Raw genomic sequence first — 22,603 nt, 5'->3', positions numbered from 1 at the left:
CCATGACCGAACCCCTCGGGCCCGCCGGTGAGCGCGCCAGCCGCAAGCGCGTGACCAACTACGGGTCGGGCCGGGGCGCCCTGCTGGACGCCGCCGTGCGGGTGGTGGCCCGGGGCGGGCTGCGCAAGCTGACCTACCGGGCGGTCGCGGAGGAGGCGGGCGTCACCCACGGGCTGGTCGTCCACCACTTCGGCTCCCGGGACGCCCTCATCGAGGGGGCCGTCGACCACGCCGTCCGCTCCTCGCTGCGGGTCAACGCCCTGGACAACGGGACCGGCAGGGCCGAGGACTTCGCCGCGGGACTGGACGGCCTGGTGGAGTCCGGGCCGGACCTCCAGGCCTTCCAGTACGAACTCCTCCTGGAGGCCCGGCGCACACCGGAGCTGATGCCGCACCTGCGGGACCTGTACGAGGGCTACTTCGCCGCGGCCCGGCACGACCTGTCCCGCATCCTGTCGCGGCCGGTCGACCGGGGGCTGTCCCGGCTGGTCTTCGCCGCCCTGGAGGGCCTCGTGCTGCACCAGCTGGTCTTCGGCGAGCGGGAGGTGACCGAGGAGGCGCTGGCCGAGCTGCGGCGGCTGCTGGCGGGGCTGGCGGAGCACGGCGACCCCGCCGGGAGCTGAGCCCCCGGCGGCCCCCCTTGCCGAACGGGCCGCTCCACGCCGACCATGGGCCCATATCGTTTGGCCCGAAACGACATCGCGGCCGCCGCGCCCGGGCTGACACCCCCGGACGCCGCGTCCCGCCCCGCATCCCCATTGAATCGAGGCCCACGGTGGACGCCACCGCAGACGACTGGAAGCGCCGCGCGGCGGCGCTGCGCCACCCCGTCCGGCACCTCATCGACGGCGACTGGCACGACGGCGGCGACACCTTCGCCGTGGTCTCGCCGAGGGACGGCACGGTCCTGGCCCGGGTGGCCGACGCGGGCGCCGGGGAGGTGGACCTCGCCGTGGCGGCGGCCCGCCGCGCCTTCGACAGCGGCCCCTGGCCCCGGCTCGCCCCCGCCGAACGCGGCCGGGCCCTGCTCCGCGTCGCCGACCTCATCGAGGAACGCCGCGCCGACCTCGCCCTCACCGTCAGCCTGGAGATGGGCAAGCCCGTCAAGGACGCCCACGACATCGAACTCCGCGCCCTGATCGGCACCTTCCGCTGGTACGGGGAACTCGCCGGCAAGCTCACCGACGAGTCCCCGCACACCGCCCCCGACGCCCTGGCCCTCGTCACCAGGGAACCGGCCGGTGTAGTGGGCGCCGTCGTCCCGTGGAACTTCCCGCTGACCCTCGCGGGCTGGAAGGTCGCCCCGGCGCTCGCCGCCGGCTGCACCGTCGTCCTCAAGCCGTCCGAGCACGCACCCCTGTCGGCCCTGCTGCTCGCCCGGATCGCCACCGAGGCCGGGCTGCCGCCCGGCGTCCTCAACGTGGTCAACGGCGACGGACCGGTCGCCGGCCGCGCCCTCGGCCTCCACCCCGGCGTCGACGTCCTCGCCTTCACCGGCTCCACCGCCGTCGGCCGCCACTACCTGCGCTACGCCGCCGACTCCAACCTCAAGCGGGTCTGGCTCGAACTCGGCGGCAAGTCACCCAACATCATCCTTCCCGACGCCCCCGACCTGGAGCGGGCCGCGGCCACCGCCGCATGGGGCATCTTCTTCAACCAGGGCGAGATGTGCACGGCACCCTCCCGGCTGCTGGTCCACTCCTCCGTCGCCGAACGGGTCACGGAGGCGGTCGTCGGACACGCCCGCACCCTGCGGGTCGGGGACCCCCTCGACCCCGCGACCGAGATGGGCGCCCTGGTCGGAGAGGACCACCTGGACCGGGTGCTCGGCCACGTCCGCACCGCCGTCGACGACGGCGCCCGGCTGCTCACCGGCGGGGAACGCACCCTCGCCGACACCGGCGGCGCCTATCTGCGGCCCACCGTCCTCGACCGGGTCGCACCGGACAGCCGCCTGGCCCGCGAGGAGGTCTTCGGGCCCGTCCTGGCCGTCCTCCCCTTCGACGACCTCGACGAGGCCGTCACCCTCGCCAACGCCACCGACTACGGACTCGCCGCCGGGCTGTGGACCGCCGACCTGTCCACCGCCCACCGGGTCTCGCGCGCCCTGCGGGCCGGGACCGTCTGGGTCAACTGCTACGAGGAGGGCGACCTCACCGTCCCCTTCGGTGGCATGAAGCAGTCCGGCAACGGCCGCGACAAGTCCGCCCACGCGCTGGAGAAGTACACCGAACTCAAGACCACCTGGATCCAGTTGTGACCCCCGCCCCCCGCCCGCTCATCGCCGTTCCGGCCCGCTTCTCCGCCACCGCCTCGGCCCTGCGGTACGCCGCCGAGGTCAACGCCCGCGCCCTGGTGGACGCCGTGTGGCGGGCCGGGGGCGAGCCCGTGTCCCTCCACCCGCACGCCCCCGGCGGTACCGCCGACCCGGCCGCGACCGCCGCGCGCCTGGCCCGCTTCGACGGCCTGCTGCTCCCCGGCGGCGGCGACCTGTCCCCGCACCGCTACGGGGCCCGGGAGATCCACGAGAGCGTCTACGACGTCGACGACGAGCAGGACGCCTTCGACCTGGAGGCCGCCCGGCAGGCGCTTGCCCTGCGGCTGCCCCTGCTGGCGGTCTGCCGCGGTCTGCACGTGGTCAACACCGTCCGCGGCGGCACCCTCCAGCAGGACATGGGCGGACCCGGCCGCGAACACCGGCACCTACGGCACCCGGTGGCGCTCACGCCCGGCTCCGTCGTGGCCGCGGCCACCGGCACCGGCACGGCCACCGCGTCCTGCTACCACCACCAGCGCGTGGACCGGCCGGGCGAGGGCCTGACGGTCACCGCGCGGGCGGCCGACGGCACGGTGGAGGCGATGGAGGCACCGGGCGTCGGCGGCTGGTTCCTGGCCGTGCAGTGGCATCCCGAGGACACGGCCGCGGAGGACCCCGCACAGCAGCGCCTCTTCGACGCCTTCGTCGGCGCGGCACGCGCGGGGCGCTGACCCCCTGGCCGCGCGGGGCCCGCCGGGTGGCACCGGCGGACGTCCGGCGCCCGGTGCGCCCGGCCCGTTCAGCCCTTGGCCCTCCGGCCGCTGCGCCGGGGGGCGGGCTCGGCGCCGTCCAGCAGCGAGCGGCGCCGGTCCTCGCCGTGGCGCTCGACCTGGAGCACCACGCGCCGCAGCCCGTCCGCGAGGTCCCGGCACTCCTCGTCGCTCAACGACGAGGTGACGAAGGCCTCTTCGTCGTTGAACGCCGGGAACACCCGCCGCATGAACTCCTCGCCCTCCTCCGTGAGGCGCAGCAGGACGAGCCGTCCGTCGGTGGGGTGGCCGGAGCGGTGGAGCAGACCGCGGGACTCCAGGGTCCGGGACACCCCGGTCAGCGTGCCCTTGGAGACACCGGCCTCCCCGGCCACGTGCCGGGTCTCCGACTCGCCCCACACCCAGACCACCCACAGCACCACGAAGGCGGTCCAGGTCAGGTCCGAGCCGCGCAGCACGGAGTTCTCCAGGTGGTGGCGGACCGTCGAGGCGGCCCGGTAGATGTTGGCCACGGCCTCCATCTGCTCGCGCCGGATCGGAATGCCGCCGAGCCTGGCCTCCGCGCGCTTCTCCGCTTCCGTGATGGATCGCTGGCCGGGCACGCTCGCTCCCTGGGTCTCCGCTGCGCCTCCGCCCGGCCCGCCGGCCGGTTCGGTCGTTCGGCACCCCAGTGTACGGGCGGCGCCCCTCCGCTCCCCGGGGCCACCGCGAGCGCGGCCGGGTGCGCGCCTCGTCCCCGCGCGCACGGCCGTTCGGGATGCCACCCGGTGGGGGAGGGCGCTCCACATACGGCCCCGGGGGCCGGTCCGGCGGCGGTACGCTGCCCGACTCCGCCCCGCCGAACACCCCGGAGGACCGCATGGCGCACCAGCCGCAGAAGCCGCACTTCACCCAGTCCGTGACCCTCCCCGACGGACGGGCCGTCCGTGTCAGTGCCTACCCCGACGGCGGCATCCGCTTCCATGTCGGCGGCCTCCCCTACGTCCTGACCGAGGCCCGTCTGGGCGCGGGCCCGGGACAGGAGGAGGCGGTGCTCGGGCTGTCCCCCGGCAGGCAGGGGAGCAGCGCCTCGTACAACTACGCGGAGTGGCTGGGGGGCAGGAACCAGCAGGCCGACTGAGCCCCGCCGGGCCCCCGGCGGCCCGATGTGCGTCCCCGCCGGGTCTGCGCTAAGATCATCATTGTTCGGCAGCAAGATCATCGGTCGGACGGCACGCGTTGGTCGTCTAAGGAAAGACGCCCCGCTTCCTGCGGGGAAATGCAGGTGCAAGGCCCGCCCAGCGCTCCACGAGAAGCCCCGCCCCCTCACCGGGGCGGGGCTTCTTCCCGTTCGTCCCGCGGTGGCACGGTCGCCGGGCTCCGGCGCGGGCTCCGGGTTCAGGGTGCTCCCGTTCGCGCGCCCCGGCTCCGTACGGGCCCTGCCGTCGTCCCTCCCTACGGCGCGGTAGCGGTACGGCCGGGTGGGCCCGCGGTGGACGGTCGTGCGGTCCGACCACAGAACGCTGTGACATAGACTCGGCGGGGAGCGAACCGGGAGGATGCGATGGCGGCCGAGTGGCGTCCGGTGCAGCAGTCACGGACCCATGAACTCGTGCTGCGGACCATCGAGGAACGTGTCCTCGCCGGGGACCTGAAGGCCGGCGACCGCCTCCCGCCGGAGCGGGAACTGGCCCCCACCCTCGGTGTCAGCCGCTCCGCGCTGCGCGAGGCGCTGCGCGTCATGGAGACCATCGGGATCCTCGTCGCCCACCCCGGTAGGGGGGCCGACGCCGGGGCCCGGATGGTGCGCAACCCCGACGACGCCCTCGGCCGTCTGCTCCGCCTTCACCTGGCGCTCGGCAGCTACGACCTCCGGGACGTCCTGGAGGCCCGCGTCACCCTGGAGCGCTCCAGCTTCACCACCGCTGCCGCGACCGCGTCCGCCGAGGTCCTGGAACACGCCGAGGAGTTGCTGGCCCGGATGCGGCAACCGGGCCTCGCGGCAGCCGAGTTCAACGAGCTGGACACCGAGTTCCATGTGCTGGTCGCCCGCGGCTCCGGCAACCGTCTCGTCTCCACCCTCACCTCCGCCGTCCGCGAATCGGTGCGCACCCTGATCCTCCGGGCGGAGGAGAACGCGCCGGACTGGGCGGCCACCGCCGCCGCCCTCAACGCCGAGCACGCGGAACTGCTGCGGCTGGTCCGGGCGGGCGACGGGGAGGGCGCAGCCGATCTCGTGGAACGCCACATCCGGGGCTTCCACGGCACGCTGGTCGCCGGCCGCCCCGACGACGTGTGACCCCTGCCGACGCGCGGCCGTCTCCCCCCTCCCGGCCGGTGCCGGTGACGCCGCCCCGCCCGGAAGCGCCCCGGGCCAGGTCGCTCCGGACGGCGCGTGGAGCCCCGCGCCGCCGCGCCCATGGTCACGACGGCACGCGAGCCGGTTCCGTACGCGGGCTGCCCGGCTTGTGAAGGGTTTCTGAAGGCTCCGCAGGGATGCACGGCTCCCTGTCCGGTGGTCTTCAGAGAACGAAGGTTCTTTGATGGCGCTGTGTTCAGCCGTGCTCGGGCTCCACCGGGAGCCACAGTTCGGCGTCGGCCCGGGTCCTGTCCTGCGACAGGCTGGTGCGCAGGATCTCGGGGCCGGTGCAGGTGCGGTACGGGTTCGACGGGAACCACTCGGTGAACACGTCCCGCCACAGCTCCTGAATGGCCTGCGGCGCCGGCCCGGAGGCAGTGAAGACTGCCCAGGTGCCGGCCGGGACGGCCAAGGCGGTCGTGCCCTCAGGAGTGGCGGCGGAAGTGATCACGCCTTGGTGGTAGTCGAGTTCGGTGCCCTCGGCGCGGCTGGGATCCAGATCGTCGCAGACCGCGACGATGCCGTGCGGTTCCTGGTCCGACAGCCTCTCCAGGCGCTCCAGAGCCCGTGGGTCGATCCCGCGCACGAAGTCCATGATCGCCCGGTTCGGGCCCGCGTGCACCAGAGGTACCCGGGTCTTGAACCCGACGACGGTGAAGTCCGCCTTGTCCACGATGCGGTACCGCATACTGCTGCTCCCTTCGATGGTGAGGCGGAAGGCCATCCGGGACTGGGAGCTGAGTGCGGCGCCGGTGCGCCGGGCCTCGCCCGGTCCGATGCCGTGCATGGTGCGGAACGCCCGCGCGAACGCCTCACCGGAGCCGTAGCCGTAGCGCACCGCGATCTCCAGCAGCGTCTCGCGCCCCGCGAGTACTTCGGCGCCCGCGAGGGTGAGCCGGCGGCGCCGCACGTACTCCGACAGCGGCATGCCCGAGAGCGCGGAGAACATCCGGCGCAGGTGGTGCTCCGAGGTGGCCGCGATGCGTGCCAGCTCCTCCACGTCGAGGGCCTGGTCGAGATGGTGCTCGATGTGCTCCATGGCCCGGTTCAGCCGCTCCAGCATGCCCGGCCTCCTTCCTCTTCCTCTTCACGACCACCTTGCCGGCGATGGCCGTGAAGCACTTCTACCCGGCGCCGTGGTCCGTGCCGTCCCCGTCCGGACCGGGGATCTCCCGTCCCAGGCCCCGGCGGATCGCGATCTCCACGGGTGAGTAATCGCCGTCGGCCCGCTCCAGTTCGTACGGCGCGGCCGGCATCAGCGGCGGCTGGGCCATGAAGCGCGGCCGCACCCCGTGGTGCGGTTGCGCCGCGTGCACCAGGAACGGATGGCACAGAAAGACGTCGCCCGGGGACCCGGTGGCGAGGGCGAGTGGCCGGTGGTCGGACGCCGCCACCAGATCGGGGGCCAGGGTCAGTCCGCTCGCCCCGTCCTCTCCGTACTTCTCCAGCACCTTCGGCACATCGAGGTGCGAGCCGACCCGGATCCGGGTCGGGGCGTCCTCCGCACCGACCTCGCTGAACAGGAACAGCATCAGCAGTGCCCGGCCCTGGGAGCGCAGATTCGTGAAGTACCAGCTCTCGCCCTCCGGCAGATAGCTCCCCTCGATGTGCCAGCCCGCGTCGTCCGGCTCCTCCTCGTGCGGGAAGCGCAGCGGGAACGTGCCCAGCGAGTAGCGCGGCTCCCAGCGCCCCGCGCCGACGAGCATGTCATACGCGTGTTGCAGGGACGGGGAGTTGGGTGCGGCGGCGAACGGTCCCTGCGCCATGCCGCCCACCCAGTGCACGGGCCGCGTCCATGTCGACGGGTCGTCCGGGTCGCAGCCGGTCTCCCGCCACAGCAGCCGCGCGCAGTCCGCGGCCACGCGCGGCGCTACGGCGCCCTCCAACTTGACGAAGCCGTCGCGGAGGAAACGGGATACCAAGGTCGTGTCATCCATGCCCCCATCGTGCGACGGCACCGGCCCCGATCACCCGACATTCTCCGCACCGCCTTTGTCGGGTGGGAGGACGGGCGTGTGGTCCCCAGTCACGCCGCCTGCTTGAGTTCGTGCCCGGAGGAGATGGCGCCTCGGCCGCGTGGGCCGGGCGGTGGCGGGGCTCCTGGACGGCCAGTTGCCGGTTGGCCGCCGGCAGGTGTCGTCGACCGGGTCGACCAGGGCGAGCAGGTGCATGGTTCTGCCGATCCGGCCGTACTCGGCAGACGCGGCACCGAGCGGGGTGGGGCGGCCCTCGCGGCCGGAGATCCGCAGCAGCTCGTAGGCCCGGACCTGGCCACGCCGCATCCAGCCCCACGCGTGAGCCGGGCCAGGTGCTCGCCGCATGATCCGGGAAACAGCGCCCACACGACCGTGACCGTTCTCACCGGGCTTTCCTGTACCTCAACCACTCGCACCGGTGTCCGCCCCTCCCGGATGTCCTGGTGCGCCCTCCGTCCCCGAGCCTCGGTGCGATGTTAATGTGGTCGGACCATAAATCCCATGGAGGCCCCGTGCGCATCGGACTCTTCGCCACCTGCCTGGGGGACACCCTCTTCCCCGACGCGGTGAAGGCCACCGCGCTCCTGCTCAGCCGCCTCGGGCAGGAGGTGGTCTTCCCGCCCGGGCAGACCTGCTGCGGGCAGATGCACATCAACACCGGATACCAGCGGGAACCGCTGCCGCTGGTCAGGGACTTCGCCGAGCGGTTCGGCGACGGTTCCCTCGACGCCGTCGTCGTGCCGTCCGGCTCCTGCGCCGGATGCGTGCGCCACCAGCACCCGCTGATCGCGGAGCGGCACGGCGACGCCGCGCTCCGCTCGGGTGTCGCCGCCGTCCGCGCCAAGACCTACGAGCTGTCCGAACTGCTCGTCGACGTGCTCGGCGTCGTCGACGTCGGGGCGTACTTCCCGCACCGGGTGACGTACCACCCGACCTGCCACTCCCTGCGGATGCTCAGGGTCGGGGACAAGCCGCTGCGGCTGCTGCGCGCCGTCGAGGGCATCGATCTCGTCGAGCTTCCGGAGGCGGACGCCTGCTGCGGGTTCGGCGGCACCTTCGCCCTCAAGAACGCCGACACCTCCTCGGCGATGCTCCACGACAAGACCGCCGCCGTCACCGCCACCGGCGCCGACGTCTGCACCGCGGGGGACTCCTCCTGCCTGATGCACATCGGCGGCGGACTGTCCCGCATCCGCTCGGGCACCCGTACGCTCCACCTCGCGCAGATCCTCGCCGCCACCCGCACCGCCCCGCTCGCCGTCCCGGAGGCCGCCCGATGAGCCGCACCTTCCTCGGCATGCCGACCCCGCCGCCCCGCGCCCCCTACGGCCAGGGGAACCTGCGCGGCGAGGAGCCGTTCCCGCGGGCCGCCCGCGGGGAACTGCGCGACGAGCGGCTGCGCGGCAACCTGCGCCGGGCGACCCGCACCATCCGCGCCAAGAGGCTCGACGTCACGGCCGAACTGCCCGACTGGGAGGCGCTGCGCACCGCCGGCGCGCAGATCAAGGCCGACACCATGAACCGGCTGCCCGAACTGCTGGAGCGGCTGGAGAGCGAGGTCACCGCGGCCGGAGGCACCGTCCACTGGGCCCGCGACGCGGCCGAGGCCAACGCCGTCGTCACCCGGCTGGTGAAGGCGACCGGCAGCGACGAGGTCATCAAGGTCAAGTCGATGGCCACCCAGGAGATCGGTCTCAACGAGCACCTCGCGGCCCGGGGCATCACCGCCCACGAGACCGACCTCGCGGAGCTGATCGTGCAGCTCGCCGGGGACCGGCCGTCCCACATCCTCGTCCCCGCGATCCACCGCAACCGCGACGAGATCCGCGACATCTTCCTCGACGGCATCCCCGGGGTCGATCCGGGACTCGACGCCGTCCCCGCCCATCTGGCCGCCGCCGCCCGCGCCCATCTGCGCGAGAAGTTCATGACCACCCGGGTCGCCGTCTCCGGCGCCAACTTCGGCATCGCGGAGACCGGCACCCTCTCCGTGGTGGAGTCGGAGGGCAACGGGCGCATGTGCCTGACCCTGCCGGACACGCTCATCACCGTCATGGGCATCGAGAAGGTGCTGCCCCGCTGGCAGGACCTGGAGGTCTTCCTCCAACTCCTGCCCCGCTCCTCCACCGGTGAGCGGATGAACCCCTACACCTCGCTGTGGACGGGGGTGACCGAGGGCGACGGCCCCCAGGAGTTCCACCTCGTCCTCCTCGACAACGGCCGCACCGCCGCCCTCGCCGACGCCGTCGGCCGCGAGGCGCTGAGCTGCATCCGCTGCTCCGCCTGCCTCAACGTCTGCCCCGTCTACGAACGCGTCGGCGGGCACGCCTACGGCTCCACCTATCCCGGCCCCATCGGCGCCGTCCTCACCCCCCAGCTCGCCGGAATGCACGAGACCGCCCACGATCCCAACGCCTCGCTGCCGTACGCCTCCAGCCTGTGCGGGGCCTGCTTCGACGCCTGCCCCGTGAAGATCGACATCCCGTCGCTGCTGGTCGAGCTGCGCCACCAGAAGACCGAGCGGTCCGGCGCAACCCCCGAACGGCTCGCCATGCGCGCCGCCGCGGCCGTCATGGCGCACCCCGCCCTCTACACCGCCGCCCAGCGGGCCGCGCGGGTGGGCGGCAGGATCGCCGCCGGGCGCGACCGGAGGATCACCGCACTGCCCCCGCCGTTCCGCGGCTGGAGCGACAGCCGCGACACCGCGGCACCGCCGAAGGGCACCTTCCGCGACTGGTTCGCCTCCGCCGAGGGACAGGCCGAACTGCGCGCCGCCGCCCGGACCGAGGAGGACCGTTGACCCCCGACGACACCCCGCCGACGGAGCCCTCCGGGGCGACGGGACCGGCCGGAACCGGGGCCCCGCCCGGGCCCACGGCGCGCCAAGCGGTGCTCGGCCGGGTCCGCGCGGCCCTGGACATCGCCGGGAAGCCACCGGTCACCGTCGAACGCGGCTACCGCACCGGACGCGTCCTGCCCGACGGTGAACGGCTCGCCCTGTTCACCGACCGCCTCGGCGACTACCGTGCCGACGTGCGCGTCTGCGCCGCCGCCGGGACCGCCGCGACGGTGGCCGGTGCCCTGCGCGCGCACGGCGCCCGTACGGTCGGCGTCCCGGCCGGACTCGACCGAGCCTGGCTCGCCGCCTTCGACGGCACGGTGCGCGCCGACTCCCCGGACGTCCCCGCGCCGGACCTCGGCGGACTGGACGGCGTCGTCACCGCCTCGGCCGCCGCCTGCGCCGAGACCGGTACCCTCTTCCTGGACGGTTCCCCCGACCAGGGCCGCCGCGCCCTCTCCCTCGTGCCCGACCTGCACGTCTGCGTCGTCGACCTGTCCTCGGTCGAGACCGGCGTGCCCGAGGCCCTGGCCCGGCTGGTGCCGACCCGTCCGATCACCCTCGTCAGCGGACCCTCCGCGACCTCGGACATCGAACTGGAACGGGTCGAGGGCGTCCACGGCCCCCGCACCCTGGTCGTCGTCATCCGCACCGACGCCTGACACCCCGGGCCCGGGCGCCGGTACCCCCGGGCGCCCTTCCGGGATGCCGCCGCGACACGCCGCCGGATGTCCGCCGGACGGGTCGGTGTCGGGTGCTTCCGGGCGCGTCCGAGTGGGGGAGCGCGGTTGGGGGCCGACGATGTGACGGCCTCGCCGCGGGTCGCGGCCGGGCGGCGGTGTCGGCCAGGAGGAGGGAGCGCCGGGTGGCGAGTACAGGGGACGACCGGACGGTGGTCGGCGGGGAACGGAGAGAGGGCCTGCTGGGAGAAGTGCGGGACGCGGTCTCGACGCGCTCCGCGCTCGTCATGGTGGGGGTGCTCCTGCTGCAACTGGGCTTCGCCCTCTCCTACATGGGCGCCTTCCACGCGCCCGAGCCCCACCGGGTGCCGATGGTGCTGGTGGCGCCGCAGGCGGTGGAGGGGCGGTTGGTGGCGCGGCTGAACGCGCTGCCGGGTGAGCCCGTGCACATCACCGCGGTCGCGGACCGGGCCGAGGCCCGGTCGAGGCTGCTGGAGCGCCGCACCGACGCGGCCCTGATCGTGGAACCGGCCGCGACCACCGACACCCTGCTCGTCGCCTCGGCGGGCGGCCCGTCGGCGGCCGATGCGGCCACGAAGATCGTGGCGGGGATCGAGCGCGCGGAGGACCGCCGGTTCGTGGTGCGCGACATCCGTCCGCCCGCGGCCGGGGACTCCCGGGGACTGTCCTCCTTCTACCTCGTGCTGAGCTGGACGATCGGCGGCTATCTGGCCGCGTCGGCGCTGAACATGGCCGCCGGGTCGAAGCGTCCCACCCTGCGCCGCAGCCTGGTCCGGCTGATGGCGATGGTCCCGTACGCCCTGGTGTCGGGCATCGGGGGCGCGGTCATCGTCGGGCCGGTGCTGGACTGCCTGCCGGGCGGCTTCTGGGAACTCGTCGGCATCGGCACCCTCGTGGTGTTCGCCTCCGGGGCGGTGGGGGTGGCGCTCCAGTCGCTGGCCGGCACCGTGGGCCTGGGCCTCACCATCCTGATCTTCACGATCCTGGGCAATCCCAGTTCCGGCGGGGTGTACCCGCCGTCCCTGCTGCCGCCGTTCTGGCGGGCCATCGGACAGGCGCTGCCGCCGGGCGCCGGGACGACAGTGGTGCGCAACACCGTGTACTTCGACGGGCACGGCACCTCCGGTGCCTACTGGGTGCTCGCACTCTGGGCGGTCGGGGGAGTGGTGGTGGCCATCGCCGCCGCCACGCTGCGTGACCGGCGCGAGGGCATCCTTCCGCTGGTGGACCGGACGCGCCCGGCGGGATAGCGGCGCGGTCCCGCGCCTACGGCGCTCGCCGGGCGGAGCGCGGGACGCCTGACGGAGAGCGGGCCCGGCCACGGAAGAGGGGGCCGGGCCCGTGGCGCGCACGGGCCGGTCGGCGGACGGGCGCGGTGGGTGGCAGGCGTGGAACGCGGGCCCGGAGGGCGGGCGGTGGGAGGGCCGCGGGGGAGGGTGCGGGGCGGGACCGCGGTGCGGGGGAGCGGCGGGACGGGGCGGTGTACGGGGGTGGACCAGGGGTGCGCGGGAGGGTTGCCGCCCGGTGCGGATCAAGCCGGACCCGGTCTCCGGACCCCCTTCGCCGACCGCCCCGTTCGGGTCGTTCTCGGCCCCGCCCGGGCCGCTGACCATGGGATGGACGGATCGGTGTCGGGGTTGCACAGGATGGCACGTTTGGCCGGATCACCGCGCACCTTGACCGAAGTAGTGGTCTAGACCATAGGTCGCCGGGAGTCGTATCGTCGAAGCCGTGACCGCGCGCCGCAGGGCCGCGCGCGGCGACCGTTCCGAGGAAGACCCCCGTCCACCGTTCCCGCCCTGCGCCCATTACGCCGAGGGGACCCGCCTGTGATCGACACAGTGGTGGTACTGCGAGCCGAGGACGCCGTCCTCGACTTTCTCTCCGTGCTCACCCCGACCGTCAACCCGTCCGCAATCCCCGTCGTACGGCCCGGACACGCTCCGGCCGGGCCCGGCCGCGAGGTCCACGTCCTGCTCGCCGACCACGGCGACCGCCTCGTCCTGCCCCCCACCGCCACGCTCGGTGAACGCCTCGCCCTCCTCGCCCGCCATGTGCGGGAGGCCGACGAGAGCGCCGCCTCACCCGGCCCCGACGCCCTCGCCGCGAGCCTCGCCCGCATCGCCACCGGCCGCCCGGTCCGCGTCTGGACCCACTCGCCCGCCGACAACCGGCGCAGCCGGGGCCGCCTCGGCAACGACGTGGCCGACGCCCTCGCCGCGGTCCCGGACGCCGAACCCGTGCTCCACGCCGTCGGATACTCGCCGTTCCTCCAGTTCGTCAGCGACCTCGACCGGCCCCTGCCCGGCGAACTCGTCGCCGCCAAGCTGGACTTCGTCAACCGGCACGCCCGCCACCTGCTCGACAGCGACTCCCCGCAGCACAAGCTCTACACCGGCCGGGTGCCCTCCGCCGAGCGCTACTTCACCGCCGGACCCGGTGAGCGCCGACGGCTGTTCGCCCTGCTGGCCAGCCTGGACGACGAGGCGGCCTCCGTGCCCGACCCCTGGGAGTTCGCCACCTCGGCGTACGAGAACGAGCGGCTGGACGCCACCACCGCCTGGATCGCCCGCCATCTCGCCCCCGACGCCGGGCCGTTGATCGAGGTCGGCGCCTGCGAGGGCGCCCTCACCGCCCGGCTCTCCGGCAAGGGCCACCGTGTCGAGGCCACCGAACCCAACCCGGTCTTCCGCGCCCGGCTCGCCGAGGGCCCCGGATCCGACGGGGCGGTCGGCGTCCACCCCGACGGGCTGGACGACCTCGCGGGCTCCCGCCGCCTGCCCGGCGCCGCCTATCTGCTGGTCGAGATGCTCTACTACGGACAGGATCCGGAGCGGTTCGCCGCACTGCCCACCGACCTCCTCTTCATCGCGCTGGAGCCGGAGGCACTCGACACCCGGCTGCGCCCCTGGATCGCCGCCACCGCCGACTGGGAGCAGATCGACGAGACCGTCCTCGTCCGCCCCGCCCTGGAAGCCGTCTGCGGCGGCCGTGCCCATCTGTGCAAGCGCGGCAGCACGGGTGTCCTGCTGCGCCGCCGCCCCACTCCGACCGAAGGCCGATAACCTCAGTGAGTACCGTCGCTTCCCTGGTCAACTCCTGCCTGATGGCCTCCTACGAAGGCCGGACACCGCCCGAGTGGATACGCGCCGCCGTGGCGGACGGCCTCGCCGGTGTCGGGATCTTCGGCACCAACCTGACGCCCCCCGCCGAGCCCGGCGCCGCGCCGTACGGCACCTTCCACGAGGACATCGCCGCGCCCCTGCGCGCCGTCCGCCCCGATGTGCTGATCGCCCTGGACGAGGAGGGCGGTGACGTCACCCGCCTCGACTACCACCGGGGCAGCCCCTACCCGGGCAACCACGCCCTTGGGGCCGTCGACGACACCGACCTCACCCGCGACGTCGCCCGCGCCATCGGCGCCGATCTGGCCGAGGCCGGTGTCAACCTCTGCTTCGGCCCCTGCGCCGACGTCAACTCCCAGCCCGACAACCCCATCATCGGGGTCCGCTCCTTCGGCGCCGACGCCCCGCGCGTCGCCCGGCACACCGAGGCCTTCGTGCGGGGACTCCAGGAGAACGGGGTCGCCGCCACCCTCAAGCACTTCCCCGGCCACGGCGACACCGGCGTCGACTCCCACACAGCCTTCCCCGACATCGACCGCGACCTGGCCGCGCTGCGCGCCCTCGACCTGCCGCCGTTCGCCGCGGGAGCCGCCGCCGGGGCCCGGGCCGTCATGGTCGGCCACATCCGGCTGCCGCACCTCGCGGAGCCGCCCGCCACCCTCAGCCCCCGCATCGTCACCGGACTGCTCCGCGACGAACTGGGCTACGACGGCGTCGTCGTCAGCGACGCCCTGGAGATGGCCCCCGTCCTCGACCGCTGGGGCTTCGGCGGCGCGGCGGTGCTCGCCTGGGCCGCCGGCGTCGACCTCGTCGTCCTCGGCGCCAGTGGCGTGGAGCACGTGCTGCCCGAGGTGCACCGGGCGGTCGAGGAGGCCCTGGCCAAGGGCGAGCTGACCCTCGCACGGCTGGAGGAGGCCGCCGCCCGCGTCACCGCGCTGCGCCGCTGGGCCGTCCCGACCACCACGGGCGCCCCCCGGCACGGCATCGGCCTCGTTGCCGCCCGCCGCGCCCTCGCGGCCACCGGACTGCCCGGCCCCGACGGCCGGTCGCTGCACACCGTGCGGCTCGCCGGTGAGGCCAACATGGCGGTGGGCGTGGCCCCCTGGGGGCTGGAGGACGCCCTCGCGGGGCTCGGCCGGCTCGCCTCCGCGACCGACGTCACCCCCGAGACCGCGCCGGACGGCGTCCCGCTGCCCGACGACGGTCCGCTCGCCGTCGTCGTCCGCGACGCCGCCCGCCACCCCTGGCAGCGCGACGCCCTGGCCGCCCTGCGGGCCCGCAGGCCCGGCCTCGTCACCGTCGACATGGGCCTGGAACCGGCACCCGGACTGCTCGACCCCCCGCTGCTGCTCACCCGCGGTGCCGGTCTCGCCAACGCCGTGGCCGCCGCCGAACTCCTCACCGGCAGGGCCTGGACCGGCCCGCTGCGCGAACGGTGACCCGCCCCCTCCACGGCTCCTTGCGACGCGACCCCCAGCCCACCGAAGCCCATGGGAGCGACAGCGTGTACGACCTGTGCGTCGGGCTCGGCTACCACTGCGAGTCCACCCACCAGATCCGCCGCATCACCGGTGAGGACCGGGCCCACTACTTCGACTGGCTCGACCTCGAACTCGCCTCCGTCATCGAGACCCTGGAGGCCGACTTCGCCAACGTGCTCCGCCCGGGGCTGAGCGAGCCCTTCAGCGACGGCGCCTGCGCCCTCGACCGGGGCTCCGACATCCGCTTCTTCCACGAGTTCGGGGCGGACGCCGACGCCCCCGGCGGACTGCTCACCCAGGACGCCATCGACCGTCAACTCCCCCGGGTGAGAAAGAAGTTCGACTTCCTCGCCGAACGGTGGCGGGCGACGTCCGCCTCGGCCGCCCGGGTGCTGTACGTCCACCACGACGCCTTCGACGAGTCGGACACCGACGATCTGCTGCGGCTGCGCGCGGCCCTGTCCCGGTCGCACCCCGGGCACCGGTTCGGCCTTCTGTGGCTGCGCCGGACCCCGCCGCCGTCCCGGTCCGCCGCCCGCCTCCCGGACGGCATCCGCTGGGACACCGTGGAGCCCGTCCCCGGGCGTTGGGAGGGCGACGACGCCGGATGGGACCGGGCCCTGGCCCCCTTCCCCCTGCGCCGCCGCGCCCCCGCCCCGGGCACGGCCGGGGCCCGGCCCGCCGCGTGAGGCGTCGGCCGGCCACCGGACGGCGCGGCACCCGGCCGGGCTCGGTCCCCATGTCCCCCGCCCCCTGTCATCCACCCCCCGACTCCCGCCCGGGACCGGGCCGCACCGTCCGGACCGGGACCGCGGCCGGGCAGCCGGACCGTGCCCGTCCGCCGGGCCCGCCGGACCACCGGACGGCACCGGCGCACCCGTGGCCCCGGGCCGCGCGCGTCCCGCGCGCCGGCGGCCGTGCTCCGCGTCCGGCACCGGTCCCCGCACCGGGGGCCGGGACCCGGACCCCGGCCGGTCCCGGCCCGGCGCGGCGCGCGGGGCCCGGCCCCTCGCGCCCGTTCCCCTCCTCCCTCCGCCTCTCCCTCTCCCACGCCTGTCCCCGAAAGGACCGCGCGACCATGGCGCCCCCCGCACGTCCCCGTACCGTCGTCCTGTCCCCGCACTTCGACGACGCGGCCCTCTCGCTCGCCGGGCTGCTGCCCGAGCTGCCCGGCCCCGTCGACATCGTCACCGTCCACGGCGGGGTGCCCGCCCCCGACGCCCCCGTCTCCTGGTGGGACACCCAGTGCGGCTTCTCCTCCGCCGCCGAGGCCCACCGGGCGCGCCGCGCCGAGGACGCCGCCGCCTGCGCCCTGATGGGCGCCCGCCAGGTGCTCCTCGACCACGCCGACGGCCCCTACGCCCCCGAGGGAGCCACCCTCGACGGACTCGCGGCCTTCCTGCGCGAACTGTCCGGCGACACCCTGGTCCTCGCCCCGCTCGGCAGCAACCAGCCCGACCACGAGGCCGTGCGGCGCGTCGCCCTGCGTGTCCTCGCCGACCTGGGCGCGCCGCCGCCCTGGATCTACGCCGACCTGCCCTACACCGGCCACCTGCCCGAGTGGGGCACCCCCGCGGCGAGCGACGCGCTCGCCCGCAGCTCCCGGTGCGGACTCGCCTACCAGGACCTCCTCACGACCCACCGCACCACCGTCCGCCACGCCCTGACCCTCGACGACGCCCAGTGGGCCGCCAAACGCGCCGCCGTCCTGTGCCACGGCTCCCAACTGGCCCCGGTCGCCGAGGAGCACGGCGGCTTCCTCGCCCGCACCGGACCGCTGCGCGCCGAGCTGGTCTGGTCCCTGGAGGCGACGGCCCCCGCCGCCGGACGGCCCGCCGAGGGGAGCCCGGCGTGCTGACCGGCACCGCCCCGCCCGAGCGGCCGGTCGTCCTCGCCGCCCGGGGCCTGGTCAAGGAGTACCGCAGGGGACGCGCCGTGGACGGCGTCGACCTCACCGTGCACGCCGGGGAGCGCCTCGGTCTCCTCGGGCCGAACGGAGCCGGGAAGACCACCACGCTCCTGATGTGCCTCGGCGCCGTCCGGCCGGACGCGGGCGGCGTGGAGATCCTCGGCCACCCGCTGGAGGGACGGCGCGCCCGCGCCATGCAGGGCCTCGGCTTCGTGGCCGGATACCTGCCCCTGCCCGACCGGGTCAAGGTCCGCGAGTACCTGCGGCTGTACGCAGACCTGTACGGGCTGCGCGACGCCCGCGGCGCCGTGGAACGGGCCCTCACCCGCTTCGGCATCGGCCATCTCGCCGGGGCCATCGGCACCGAGCTGTCCAGCGGGCAGCGCACCCTGGTGGGCATCGCCAAGGCCGCGCTGCACCGCCCCCGGCTGATGGTCCTCGACGAACCCACCGCCTCGCTCGACCCGGACATCGCCCTGCGGGTGCGCACCGCGCTGCTCGACCTGTGCGCGGAGGAGGGCACGGCGCTGCTGGTCACCAGCCACGACATGGTCGAGGTGGAACGGCTCTGCGAGCGGGTCGTCTTCCTGCGCCTCGGGCGCATCGCCGCCGACGGCACGCCCGCCGAGGTCGCCGGGCGCTTCGGCCGCGACGACCTGGAGGGCGTCTTCCTGCACCTCGCGGGGGAGCCCGGCCGGGACGGCTCCGGCACGGCACGGGACGGGGCCGCCGCATGACCACCACCCCCGTCACCCCCGCGCCGCCCGCCGGACCGGGCAGCGAGGCCCTGCGCACCCCGGCCTCGGCCTCCCTGCACCGGGTCCTCGCCGTCGCCCGGCGGCAGTGGCTCGTCCTCAAGCGCAGCCCGCACCGCTTCTTCGACGTCCTGGTCTGGCCCCTCGTCGACACCCTGCTCTACGGCTCCATCGGACTGTTCGCCGCACAGGCCGCCGAGGCCGCGGGCGGCGAACCCGGCACCGCGGCCACCGTCACCGTCTACCTGCTCAGCGGCACGGTGCTCTGGCACCTCGTCCACCAGACGCAGATCTCCCTGGCCACCGGCTTCCTGGAGGAGACCTGGTCCCGCAACATCCTGGGACTGCTCGCCACCCCGACCCGCGCCTGGGAGTACCTCGCCGGAGTCGGCCTCTTCGCCCTCGTCCGCACCGCCGCCGGCACCCTGGCCGTCGCCGCCCTCGCCTTCGGCGCCTACGCGTTCGACGTCACCACCCTCGGGTTCGGGCTGATTCCCGTCGCCGCCCTGCTGCTGGTGTGCGGCTGGTCGGTGGCGCTCCTGGTGGTCGGCCTGGTCCTGCGCTTCGGCAGCGGGGCCGAGGCCCTCGTCTGGGGAGCGCTGTCCGTGGTGATGCCGCTCTCCGGGGTGTTCTCACCCGTCTCCACGCTGCCCGCCGCGCTGCGCCCCATCGCCCAACTGCTCCCCACCACCCATGTGTTCGCGGTCGGCCGGGACCTGGCCGCCGGGCACGGCATCTCCTGGGGACGGCTCGGTCTGGCCGCCGCGGGCACCGCCGCCCTCGCCGCCCTCAGCCTCTACGCCCTGCTGCGGATGCTGCGCACCTTCCGCCGCCGGGGGCTGGTCACCCGCTACTCCTGACCCCGCGCGCCGGGGAACCGCGCCGGGTGGTGGTGCCGTGGACACCGCCACCCGGCACGGCGCGCCGGAAGCAACTCCGCCGGGTGTTTCCAGCCATGTTCGCTTCGAATGTTTTCGGTCTGCGGCGCGCCGCCGGGACGTGTCCTTTTTTCGTCGGGGAGCCGCCCGTCGGGACACGCGCCGTCACAGCCGACCCACGAGCTGGAGTAACCGCACGCTCACTGATGGTCAGCATGTTCGATTCGCGGGGGGCCGGAGCTACTTCCGGCCTCCCGTTTCGTACCCCCATTCGACACCGGGCCGCCGGAGAACGGCGTGTTGCCGTCGTCTCGCGGCCCGGCGCGGTGTCACGGGTGCTTCACCCCCCGGTCACCGGGGCAAACGGCTGACGAAATGGGGGACGAGCCGGGTGGTTCGCGAAGGATGCCCGGAGACCTTGGGGGTTGCACATGGTGCGTGTTCTCGTGGTGCACGACTCGCTGCTGATGCGTTCGGCACTGGCTCAACTGCTGCTCTCCTCAGAGGGCTTCGACGTCTCGTCGATGTCCTCCAGAGGTGTCGAACCGGACGAGGACGACCTTCCGCCGGACGTCTGTGTCGTGGACGGGGAGTGTCTCGCCGGAGAGGAGGAGCCGCGCCGGGCACCGTACTGGCGCCTGGGCGGGACCGGACTGATCGTCCTGACCGCGCCCGAACGGCCGGGCGTGCTGCGCCGCGCCTTCGACGCCGGTGCGCTCGGCTTCGTCAACAAGGACGCCCCCTCCCAGCGGCTGATCTCCGCCGTGCACGCCGTCGCCAAGGGGGAACGGTTCGTCGACGAGAAGCTCAGCGTCGCCCTGCTCGCCGCCTCGCAGCGGCCGCTGACGGCGCGCGAGCTGAGCGTCGTCTCGCGGGCGGCCCAGGGCGCGTCGGTCGCGGAGATCGCCGGCGCCCTGCACCTGTCGCGGGGCACGGTGCGCAACTACATGGCCAGCGCGATACGCAAGGTCGGCGCGCGCAACCGCGTCGACGCGATACGCATAGTGCAGAGCGCCGGCTGGATGTGACGCGCGGGTGGGGCACCGGGCGCGCCGGCTGCGCGCGGTCAGTCCCGGATCTCGTCCCAGTGTCCCACCAGATCCCGGTAGAGCGGTGAACGGCCCAGCAGTTCCCCGTGGGTGCCGCAGTCCGCGCCGACACCGTCCAGGACCAGCACCCGGTCCGCCCGCAGCGCCGACGACATGCGGTGCGCCACCACGAGCAGCGCCCCCGGCCGGCGGGCGAGCGCCTCCTCGGCCCGCGCCTCGGCCGCCGCGTCCAGATGGCACGTCGCCTCGTCGAGCAGCAGCAGCCGCGCCGGGGAGAGATACGCCCGTACCAGCACCAGGAGTTGGCGTTCGCCCTGGGACAGCTCGTCCGGCCGTAGCGGCGCGTCCGGTCCGCCCAGCCGCCGCACCAGCCCGTCGGCACCCAGCTCCCGCACGGCGGCCAGGACCTCCGCGTCGCTCGCGTCCGGCCGCAGATAGGTGAGGTTCTCCCGGACCGTACCGCTGAAGACGTACGCCTGCTGCGGCAACAGGGCACGCAGGGAAGTCAGTTCGGTGGACGGCAGACCGGTGACCCGGCGGCCCGCGACCTCCACCGTGCCGAGGGTCGGGGCCAGTGTCCCGGCGACCAGGCGGGTGAGCGTGGACTTGCCGATGCCGCTCGGTCCGACGACGGCCAGGTGCTCCCCCTCCTCGACGCACAGGTCGAGCGCGTCCAGCACCGGCTCCGCCCGCGCCCCGTACGCCAGCGTCACCGACCGCAGGCGTACGGCGGGCACCGGGCGCCGGGGCGGCGGCACGGGCGCCCGCGGCGCCCGGGCTTCGACGGGGGTGCGGGGGGCGGGCGGGGTCCCTGTTCCCGTGCCCGTGTTCGTTTGTGTGCCGGTGCCGGTGCCGGTGCCGGTGCCGGTGCCGGTGCCGGTGCCGGTGCCCGGGCCCGTGGCTGTGCCGGTGGCCGTGTGTGTGTCCGGCTCCGGCCCCCGGGCCTGCTCCGGGTTCGGCGGTCCGGTGTCCGCCGGTTCCGGTCGGTGCGAACGGTGCTCCTCGGCGCTGCCGGGGCCCGTGGGGGGCGTGGTGATCCGGTCCAGGACCACCAGCAGCCGGGTGCCCGCGGCGCCCAGCGCGGTCATCAGGGTGTGCAGGGCGGGCAGGAGCGCCTGCGCCAGATAGGTGAAGGCACCCAGTACGGCACCGGTCGAGACGCCCCGGTCCCTCAGGGCGGGGACGGCCAGGAGCAGGAGCAGGAGCGGCAGCTGGCCCGCGATGCCCAGGGCCAGGGTGCGCAGTCCGGCCCACCGGGCGAGGACGCGTGCCGTCGCGGCGGCCTCCGCGACGAGCCGCTCGCCCCGCTCCGCCACCTCCGGCTCCGTGCCGCAGGCGGTGATGTCGCGCAGCGCCCGCCGGGTGCGGGCCACATGATCGCCCAGGGCCTCGTCGGCGGCGAGTGCCCGCCGCTGCGCCGCCCCCGTCGGCCGCAGGGTGGCCAGGAACAGCGCCAGGCCCCCGGCGAGCGGCGGCAGCACGACCACCAGCAGCGCCGGGTCCAGGGAGAACAGGCCCACCAGGGCCCCGGCGGCGGTGAAGACGAAGGAACGCAGGGTCAGCACCAGGCCCGCGAAGCTGTCCCGCACGATCTCGACCTGATTGGTCAGCCGGGAGACGGCCGCCCGGTCCCCGCCGCCGGGGCGGACCCGCGCACCGGCCATGGACCGGTCCACCGCGCGCTCCACCAGCCGGTCCCGCAGCGGCTCCGTCAACTCCGCGAGCTGGGCGAAGACCCCGCGCACCACGGGCGCCCCGAGCAGCACGGCGACCCCGGCCGCGGCCAGCCAGCCGAGCCCGACCGCCGTCCTCCCGGCGAGGAACCCCGCGTCCAGCGAGCGGGCGACGCCGTACCCGATGAGGAACGTCTGCGCCGACTCGGCCAGCGACCACAGCGTCAGCCGGGCGACGGCGCCCTTGCGGCGGGCGAGGAACCGGCGGGCGGGCGGCAGGACGCGCCGCAGGGCGCCGGACCCCTCGCGTCCCCCGGCCGGGGGACGGTCATGCAGAACGGTCATGTTCGCGCCTCCCCGCGCATCGCGTGGCGCGGTCGCGGCGGCCGGGCCTCGGGCCGGGTGCCGACGCCCGTGCCGTCGTCGACGTCCGCGCCTGCGGGTGCGCCTGCGCCTGCCTCTGGGCCCGAGCCCGCGTGTGGGTGCGGTCCGGTGATGTCGCCGTCCCGGTCCGTGCCGGTGCCGTCGGCCGCGGCGGTGTGCCTATCGGTGTCGCTCTCGGTGTCGGCTTCGGTGCCGGTCCGGGCCGCGGTGGCGGTGCCCGCTCCGGCGGCCGGTGCCACGGCCGCCCGCCCGGCACCGTCCGCCGGGGGCCGGCCGGTGGCCACGGTTCCGGGACCGTCCCCGGCTCCCGAGGGCTCGCGGGCCCGGACCCTGCCGACGCGCCGCGGCTCCGCGGGGCCCGCCGCCCGGATGCCGTTCCCGGCCCTCGCGCACTCCGTGCCCCCGGCCCCCGCCCCGGCGAAGTCGTCCACCCCGGCGCCGTTCCCCGCCCCCACCGGGCCGTCCGCC

20 protein-coding genes and 2 pseudogenes are annotated in these 22,603 nt (G+C 75.1%); 16 read left to right on the top strand and 6 right to left on the bottom strand.

Features of this window, described 5'->3' with window-relative positions; all coding sequences use genetic code 11:
- Positions 1-2: 2 nt before the first annotated feature.
- The 3 genes from GTY84_RS32475 (at position 3) to GTY84_RS32465 (ending at position 2,988) form a co-directional block, all read left to right on the top strand.
- The gene (locus tag GTY84_RS32475) at positions 3-623 is read left to right on the top strand and encodes a TetR family transcriptional regulator (RefSeq protein ID WP_161230017.1); all 621 of its coding nucleotides are present in this window, start codon (positions 3-5) and stop codon (positions 621-623) included.
- Between the two features lie 152 nt (positions 624-775).
- A complete protein-coding gene (locus GTY84_RS32470; RefSeq protein ID WP_161230016.1) occupies positions 776-2,260 on the top strand; it encodes an aldehyde dehydrogenase in 1,485 nt (494 codons plus the stop codon).
- The gene (locus tag GTY84_RS32465; protein WP_161230015.1) at positions 2,257-2,988 is read left to right on the top strand and encodes a gamma-glutamyl-gamma-aminobutyrate hydrolase family protein; all 732 of its coding nucleotides are present in this window, start codon (positions 2,257-2,259) and stop codon (positions 2,986-2,988) included. Before GTY84_RS32470 ends, GTY84_RS32465 begins: the two co-directional genes overlap by 4 nt.
- Positions 2,989-3,056: 68 nt before the next feature.
- On the opposite strand, the gene GTY84_RS32460 is transcribed toward GTY84_RS32465, so the two are convergent.
- Positions 3,057-3,629, bottom strand: a complete 573-nt coding sequence (locus tag GTY84_RS32460) for a MarR family transcriptional regulator (protein WP_161230014.1) — start codon at positions 3,627-3,629, stop codon at positions 3,057-3,059.
- A gap of 257 nt (positions 3,630-3,886) precedes the next feature.
- On the opposite strand from GTY84_RS32460, the gene GTY84_RS32455 reads away from it, so the two are divergent.
- Together GTY84_RS32455 and GTY84_RS32450 are read left to right on the top strand one after the other, a co-directional pair.
- A complete protein-coding gene (locus GTY84_RS32455; protein WP_161230013.1) occupies positions 3,887-4,147 on the top strand; it encodes a hypothetical protein in 261 nt (86 codons plus the stop codon).
- 423 nt (positions 4,148-4,570) lie between these two features.
- Positions 4,571-5,305, top strand: a complete 735-nt coding sequence (locus GTY84_RS32450; protein ID WP_161230012.1) for an FCD domain-containing protein — start codon at positions 4,571-4,573, stop codon at positions 5,303-5,305.
- Between the two features lie 256 nt (positions 5,306-5,561).
- Here the strand turns inward: GTY84_RS32450 and GTY84_RS32445 are convergent, their stop codons facing one another.
- From GTY84_RS32445 to GTY84_RS35095, 3 genes and pseudogenes are all read right to left on the bottom strand, one after another.
- Positions 5,562-6,428 (bottom strand): AraC family transcriptional regulator, encoded by an 867-nt coding sequence (locus tag GTY84_RS32445; RefSeq protein ID WP_161230011.1) that lies wholly within the window; start codon positions 6,426-6,428, stop codon positions 5,562-5,564.
- A gap of 61 nt (positions 6,429-6,489) precedes the next feature.
- Entirely contained in the window at positions 6,490-7,302 is an 813-nt protein-coding gene (locus tag GTY84_RS32440; protein WP_161230010.1) for a phytanoyl-CoA dioxygenase family protein, read from the bottom strand.
- Between the two features lie 142 nt (positions 7,303-7,444).
- Positions 7,445-7,635 (bottom strand): annotated as a pseudogene (locus GTY84_RS35095) (Tn3 family transposase); the annotation flags it as partial.
- 218 nt (positions 7,636-7,853) lie between these two features.
- Between GTY84_RS35095 and GTY84_RS32430 the strand changes: the two are divergent.
- The 11 genes from GTY84_RS32430 (at position 7,854) to GTY84_RS32380 (ending at position 20,057) form a co-directional block, all read left to right on the top strand.
- Positions 7,854-8,621: a (Fe-S)-binding protein gene (locus GTY84_RS32430; protein WP_161230009.1), complete on the top strand. Its 768-nt coding sequence runs from the start codon at positions 7,854-7,856 to the stop codon at positions 8,619-8,621.
- Positions 8,618-10,141 carry a lactate utilization protein B gene (locus GTY84_RS32425; RefSeq protein WP_161230008.1) on the top strand — a complete coding sequence of 508 codons (1,524 nt, stop codon included), beginning with the start codon at positions 8,618-8,620 and terminating at the stop codon, positions 10,139-10,141. Before GTY84_RS32430 ends, GTY84_RS32425 begins: the two co-directional genes overlap by 4 nt.
- Positions 10,142-10,230: 89 nt before the next feature.
- Entirely contained in the window at positions 10,231-10,842 is a 612-nt protein-coding gene (locus tag GTY84_RS32420) for an LUD domain-containing protein (protein WP_345943607.1), read from the top strand.
- 230 nt (positions 10,843-11,072) lie between these two features.
- The gene (locus GTY84_RS32415; RefSeq protein ID WP_345943606.1) at positions 11,073-12,131 is read left to right on the top strand and encodes a DUF3533 domain-containing protein; all 1,059 of its coding nucleotides are present in this window, start codon (positions 11,073-11,075) and stop codon (positions 12,129-12,131) included.
- A 579-nt stretch (positions 12,132-12,710) separates the two neighbouring features.
- Positions 12,711-13,946: an SAM-dependent methyltransferase gene (locus GTY84_RS32410; RefSeq protein ID WP_161230006.1), complete on the top strand. Its 1,236-nt coding sequence runs from the start codon at positions 12,711-12,713 to the stop codon at positions 13,944-13,946.
- Between the two features lie 5 nt (positions 13,947-13,951).
- Positions 13,952-15,445: a glycoside hydrolase family 3 N-terminal domain-containing protein gene (locus tag GTY84_RS32405; protein WP_202552528.1), complete on the top strand. Its 1,494-nt coding sequence runs from the start codon at positions 13,952-13,954 to the stop codon at positions 15,443-15,445.
- Positions 15,446-15,510: 65 nt separating this feature from the next.
- A complete protein-coding gene (locus GTY84_RS32400; protein ID WP_161230005.1) occupies positions 15,511-16,176 on the top strand; it encodes a papain-like cysteine peptidase in 666 nt (221 codons plus the stop codon).
- A 389-nt stretch (positions 16,177-16,565) separates the two neighbouring features.
- A complete protein-coding gene (locus tag GTY84_RS32395; protein WP_161230004.1) occupies positions 16,566-17,345 on the top strand; it encodes a PIG-L family deacetylase in 780 nt (259 codons plus the stop codon).
- Positions 17,339-18,133, top strand: coding sequence for an ABC transporter ATP-binding protein (locus tag GTY84_RS32390; RefSeq protein ID WP_161230003.1), 795 nt, complete (start codon positions 17,339-17,341; stop codon positions 18,131-18,133). The genes GTY84_RS32395 and GTY84_RS32390 overlap by 7 nt, the downstream gene beginning before the upstream one ends.
- Positions 18,130-19,011: an ABC transporter permease gene (locus GTY84_RS32385; RefSeq protein ID WP_161230002.1), complete on the top strand. Its 882-nt coding sequence runs from the start codon at positions 18,130-18,132 to the stop codon at positions 19,009-19,011. The genes GTY84_RS32390 and GTY84_RS32385 overlap by 4 nt, the downstream gene beginning before the upstream one ends.
- A 449-nt stretch (positions 19,012-19,460) precedes the next feature.
- Positions 19,461-20,057 (top strand): response regulator transcription factor, encoded by a 597-nt coding sequence (locus GTY84_RS32380; RefSeq protein WP_161230001.1) that lies wholly within the window; start codon positions 19,461-19,463, stop codon positions 20,055-20,057.
- Positions 20,058-20,095: 38 nt separating this feature from the next.
- Here the strand turns inward: GTY84_RS32380 and GTY84_RS32375 are convergent, their stop codons facing one another.
- A complete protein-coding gene (locus GTY84_RS32375) occupies positions 20,096-22,096 on the bottom strand; it encodes an ABC transporter ATP-binding protein (protein WP_161230000.1) in 2,001 nt (666 codons plus the stop codon).
- Positions 22,093-22,603: pseudogene (locus GTY84_RS34455) on the bottom strand (hypothetical protein); the annotation flags it as partial. The gene GTY84_RS32375 and the pseudogene GTY84_RS34455, both read right to left, overlap by 4 nt.

It is taken from the genome of Streptomyces sp. SID8352 (genome assembly GCF_009862265.1).
In the GTDB taxonomy this organism is placed as follows: Bacteria; Actinomycetota; Actinomycetes; order Streptomycetales; family Streptomycetaceae; genus Streptomyces.
Note: the sequence above shows the minus strand (reverse complement) of the source record. Positions and strands in the feature narration are given on the sequence as shown.